The organism is Clostridium aestuarii (genome assembly GCF_026735135.1).
Lineage (GTDB): Bacteria > Bacillota > Clostridia > Clostridiales > Clostridiaceae > Clostridium_H > Clostridium_H aestuarii.
Genome location: NZ_JAPQER010000018.1, coordinates 1 through 5,041, shown reverse-complemented (window position 1 = coordinate 5,041; position 5,041 = coordinate 1). Strand labels below are relative to the sequence as shown.

2 tRNA genes and 2 rRNA genes are annotated in these 5,041 nt (G+C 49.2%); all 4 read right to left on the bottom strand.

Annotated features, from left to right (window positions below):
* Nucleotides 1-34: 34 nt before the first annotated feature.
* A 23S ribosomal RNA gene (locus OW763_RS16655) occupies nt 35-2,935 on the bottom strand.
* Between the two features lie 174 nt (nt 2,936-3,109).
* A tRNA-Ile gene (locus tag OW763_RS16650) sits at nt 3,110-3,186 on the bottom strand.
* Between the two features lie 54 nt (nt 3,187-3,240).
* Nucleotides 3,241-3,316 (bottom strand) — tRNA-Ala (locus OW763_RS16645).
* Nucleotides 3,317-3,459: 143 nt separating this feature from the next.
* Nucleotides 3,460-4,970 (bottom strand): 16S ribosomal RNA (locus tag OW763_RS16640).
* The 16S and 23S rRNA genes sit together here with 2 tRNA genes alongside, the layout of an rRNA operon.
* Nucleotides 4,971-5,041: the final 71 nt, after the last annotated feature.

The following is a 5,041-nucleotide window of genomic DNA, read 5'->3' as shown; positions in this document are numbered from 1 at the left end:
AATTATTCTTTCAAAATTACACAGTGATATTTATTTGATCAAGCCCTCGACCTATTAGTATCGGTCAGCTGAACACGTTACCGTGCTTACACCTCCGACCTATCAACCTGGTAGTCTTCCAGGGGTCTTACTAGCTTACGCTATGGGAAATCTCATCTTGAGGGGGGCTTCACGCTTAGATGCTTTCAGCGTTTATCCCTTCCCAACATAGCTACCCAGCTGTGCCACTGGCGTGACAACTGGTGCACCAGAGGTTGGTCCATCCCGGTCCTCTCGTACTAAGGACAGCTCCTCTCAAATTTCCTGCGCCCACGGCGGATAGGGACCGAACTGTCTCACGACGTTCTGAACCCAGCTCGCGTGCCGCTTTAATGGGCGAACAGCCCAACCCTTGGGACCGACTACAGCCCCAGGATGCGACGAGCCGACATCGAGGTGCCAAACCTCCCCGTCGATGTGGACTCTTGGGGGAGATCAGCCTGTTATCCCCGAGGTAGCTTTTATCCGTTGAGCGATGGCCCTTCCATTCAGAACCACCGGATCACTAAGCCCGACTTTCGTCCCTGCTCGACCTGTATGTCTCGCAGTCAGGCTCCCTTATGCCTTTACACTCTACGCGCGATTTCCGACCGCGCTGAGGGAACCTTTGGGCGCCTCCGTTACCTTTTAGGAGGCGACCGCCCCAGTCAAACTGCCCACCTAGCACTGTCCTGTGACCGGATTCACGGTCTCCAGTTAGAATTCCAATACTGTCAGGGTGGTATCCCAAGGACGACTCCATAGAAGCTGACGCCCCTATATCTAAGTCTCCCACCTATCCTGTACAGACAATACCGAAATTCAATACTAAGCTACAGTAAAGCTCTACGGGGTCTTTCCGTCCAACCGCGGGTAGTGAGCATCTTCACTCACACTTCAATTTCACCGGATTTACTGCCGAGACAGTGCCCAAATCATTACGCCATTCGTGCGGGTCGGAACTTACCCGACAAGGAATTTCGCTACCTTAGGACCGTTATAGTTACGGCCGCCGTTTACTGGGGCTTAAGTTCACAGCTTCGATTGCTCTAACTGTTCCCCTTAACCTTCCAGCACCGGGCAGGCGTCAGCCCCTATACATCACCTTACGGTTTAGCAGAGACCTGTGTTTTTGATAAACAGTTGCTTGGGCCTAGTCACTGCGGCCTGCTCTCGCAGGCACCCCTTCTCCCGAAGTTACGGGGTCAATTTGCCGAGTTCCTTAGCAGTAATTCTTCCGCCGGCCTTAGGATTCTCTCCTCATCTACCTGTGTCGGTTTGCGGTACGGGCACCAACATACTCCATAGAGACTTTTCTTGGCAGCGTGGAATCAGATACTTCGCGAAAAAGATCGCTCCTCATCACACCTCAGAGTTAAGATTGAACGGATTTTCCTGTTCAATCCTCCTAAGTGCTTGAACGCACATCCAATAGTGCGCACATCCTATCCTCCTGCGTCATCCCATCTGTCAAACGCATGTTGGTGGTACTGGAATATCAACCAGTTGTCCATCGCCTACGCCTTTCGGCCTCGGCTTAGGTCCCGACTAACCCTGGGAGGACGAGCCTTCCCCAGGAAACCTTAGATATTCGGCCAACAGGATTCTCACCTGTTTCTCGCTACTTATGCCAGCATTCTCACTTCTGCACTGTCCACCACTCCTCACGGTATGGCTTCGACCTGTACAGAAAGCTCCTCTACCACTCTTTCGAGTCCATAGCTTCGGTGGTAAGTTTTAGCCCCGTTACATCTTCGGCGCGGGATCTCTCGACTAGTGAGCTATTACGCACTCTTTGAATGAGTGGCTGCTTCTAAGCCAACATCCTAGTTGTCTTAGAAATCCCACATCCTTTCCCACTTAACTTACACTTAGGGACCTTAGCTGATGGTCTGGGCTCTTTCCCTTTTGACTACGGATCTTATCACTCGCAGTCTGACTGCCGGGATACAAGTATATGGCATTCGGAGTTTGATAGGGTTCAGTAAGCGCTATGCCCCCTAGCCCATTCAGTGCTCTACCTCCATTACTCAATTACCCGACGCTAGCCCTAAAGCTATTTCGAGGAGAACCAGCTATCTCCGAGTTCGATTGGAATTTCTCCGCTATCCACAGCTCATCCCATGGTTTTTCAACACCAACGTGGTTCGGTCCTCCACGGAATTTTACTTCCGCTTCAACCTGGCCATGGATAGGTCACTCGGTTTCGGGTCTACATCATGCAACTAGTCGCCCTATTCAGACTCGGTTTCCCTTCGGCTGCGCACCATAAGTGCTTAACCTCGCTGCATAACGTAACTCGCTGGCCCGTTCTACAAAAAGTACGCCGTCACACATAAATGTGCTCCGACCGATTGTAGGCACACGGTTTCAGGTTCTATTTCACTCCCCTTCCGGGGTTCTTTTCACCTTTCCCTCACGGTACTGCTTCACTATCGGTCACTAGGTAGTATTTAGCCTTGGGAGATGGTCCTCCCTGCTTCCCACAAGGTTTCTCGTGTCTCGTGGTACTCTGGAGCAGAACTACTTATCTTTTCCTTTCGCCTACAGGGCTATTACCTTCTATGGCTGAACTTTCCAGTTCTATTTGACTAAGAAAATCAAAGCGTTGTGTTCTGTCCTCAACCCCAGAAACAAGTTTCTGGTTTGGGCTCTTTCCGTTTCGCTCGCCGCTACTCAGGAAATCGATTTTTCTTTCTCTTCCTTCGGGTACTTAGATGTTTCAGTTCCCCGAGTGTACCTCTATATACCTATGAATTCAGTATACAGTGACAGGTATTAGCCTGCCGGGTTTCCCCATTCGGAAATCTTTGGATCACAGGTTATTTGCACCTACCCAAAGCTTATCGCAGCTTATCACGTCCTTCATCGGCTCCTAGTGCCAGGGCATTCACCGTGCGCCCTTTGTAGCTTGATCTTTTTTTCATCAGCACATCTAATTTCTTAGATGTTTAATTGCTTCATATTACTAGGTTGTTAAAAGTTAGGTTTTAACTTTTAACTGATTTTATATCACTGTGTAATTTTCAAAGAACAATGGACATTTTTTTAAAGCCAGTTAACAATTTAAAATTGCTACTTGACTTTAAAATGGTGGGTCTAAATGGACTCGAACCATCGACCTCACGCTTATCAGGCGTGCGCTCTAACCAGCTGAGCTATAGACCCATATTTATTTTATATAAGAAACTATCTTAAATCATAGTTTCTAAAATGTACTTATGGTGGAGATAAAGAGATTCGAACTCTTGACCCCCTGCGTGCAAGGCAGGTGCTCTCCCAACTGAGCTATACCCCCATTTATAACCAACAACCGACAATACCTTTTGTAAAACCAATTATTGATAGTTTATCTTGTTTGAAAAACATTAGTCTTTCAAAATTAAACAGAAGAGAATAATAAGTCAGTTTCGGAAAGCTATGCTTTCCATTTCTCCCTAGAAAGGAGGTGATCCAGCCGCAGGTTCTCCTACGGCTACCTTGTTACGACTTCACCCCAATTATCAATCCCACCTTCGACCGCTGGTTCCTTACGGTTACCTCACGGGCTTCGGGTGTTACCGACTCTCATGGTGTGACGGGCGGTGTGTACAAGACCCGGGAACGTATTCACCGCGACATGCTGATTCGCGATTACTAGCAACTCCAACTTCATGCAGGCGAGTTTCAGCCTGCAATCCGAACTGGGATCGGCTTTCAAGTTTGGCTCCCCCTCGCGGGTTCGCTGCTCGTTGTACCGACCATTGTAGCACGTGTGTAGCCCTAGACATAAGGGGCATGATGATTTGACGTCATCCCCACCTTCCTCCTGGTTAACCCAGGCAGTCTCGCTAGAGTGCTCAACTTAATGGTAGCAACTAACGATAAGGGTTGCGCTCGTTGCGGGACTTAACCCAACATCTCACGACACGAGCTGACGACAACCATGCACCACCTGTCTTTCTGTCCCCGAAGGGATTTCCCTGATTAAAGGTAATGCAGAAGATGTCAAGTCTAGGTAAGGTTCTTCGCGTTGCTTCGAATTAAACCACATGCTCCGCTGCTTGTGCGGGTCCCCGTCAATTCCTTTGAGTTTTAATCTTGCGACCGTACTCCCCAGGCGGAATACTTATTGCGTTAGCTGCGGCACCGGAGGTGGTACCCCCCGACACCTAGTATTCATCGTTTACGGCGTGGACTACCAGGGTATCTAATCCTGTTCGCTCCCCACGCTTTCGTATCTCAGCGTCAGTTACAGTCCAGAAAGTCGCCTTCGCCACTGGTGTTCTTCCTAATCTCTACGCATTTCACCGCTACACTAGGAATTCCACTTTCCTCTCCTGCACTCTAGATACCCAGTTTCAAATGCAGCTCCCGGGTTGAGCCCGGGTATTTCACATCTGACTTAGGCATCCGCCTACATACTCTTTACGCCCAGTAATTCCGGACAACGCTTGCCACCTACGTATTACCGCGGCTGCTGGCACGTAGTTAGCCGTGGCTTCCTCCTTTGGTACCGTCATTATCGTCCCAAAAGACAGAGCTTTACAATCCGAAGACCTTCATCACTCACGCGGCGTTGCTGCGTCAGGGTTTCCCCCATTGCGCAATATTCCCCACTGCTGCCTCCCGTAGGAGTCTGGACCGTGTCTCAGTTCCAATGTGGCCGATCACCCTCTCAGGTCGGCTACGCATCGTCGCCTTGGTAAGCCTTTACCTTACCAACTAGCTAATGCGCCGCGGGCCCATCTCAAAGCGATAAATCTTTGATGAAAAAATCATGCGATTCCTTCATGTTATGCGGTATTACTCCTCCTTTCGGAGGGCTATTCCCCACTTTGAGGCAGGTTGCCCACGTGTTACTCACCCGTCCGCCGCTAATCCACTTCCCGAAGGAAGCTTCATCGCTCGACTTGCATGTGTTAGGCACGCCGCCAGCGTTCGTCCTGAGCCAGGATCAAACTCTCAATTTAAAAGTTTAATCTTTTACTCATTACAATTGACTGACATTATTTCTTAACTTCTGTTTAATTTTCAAAGACCA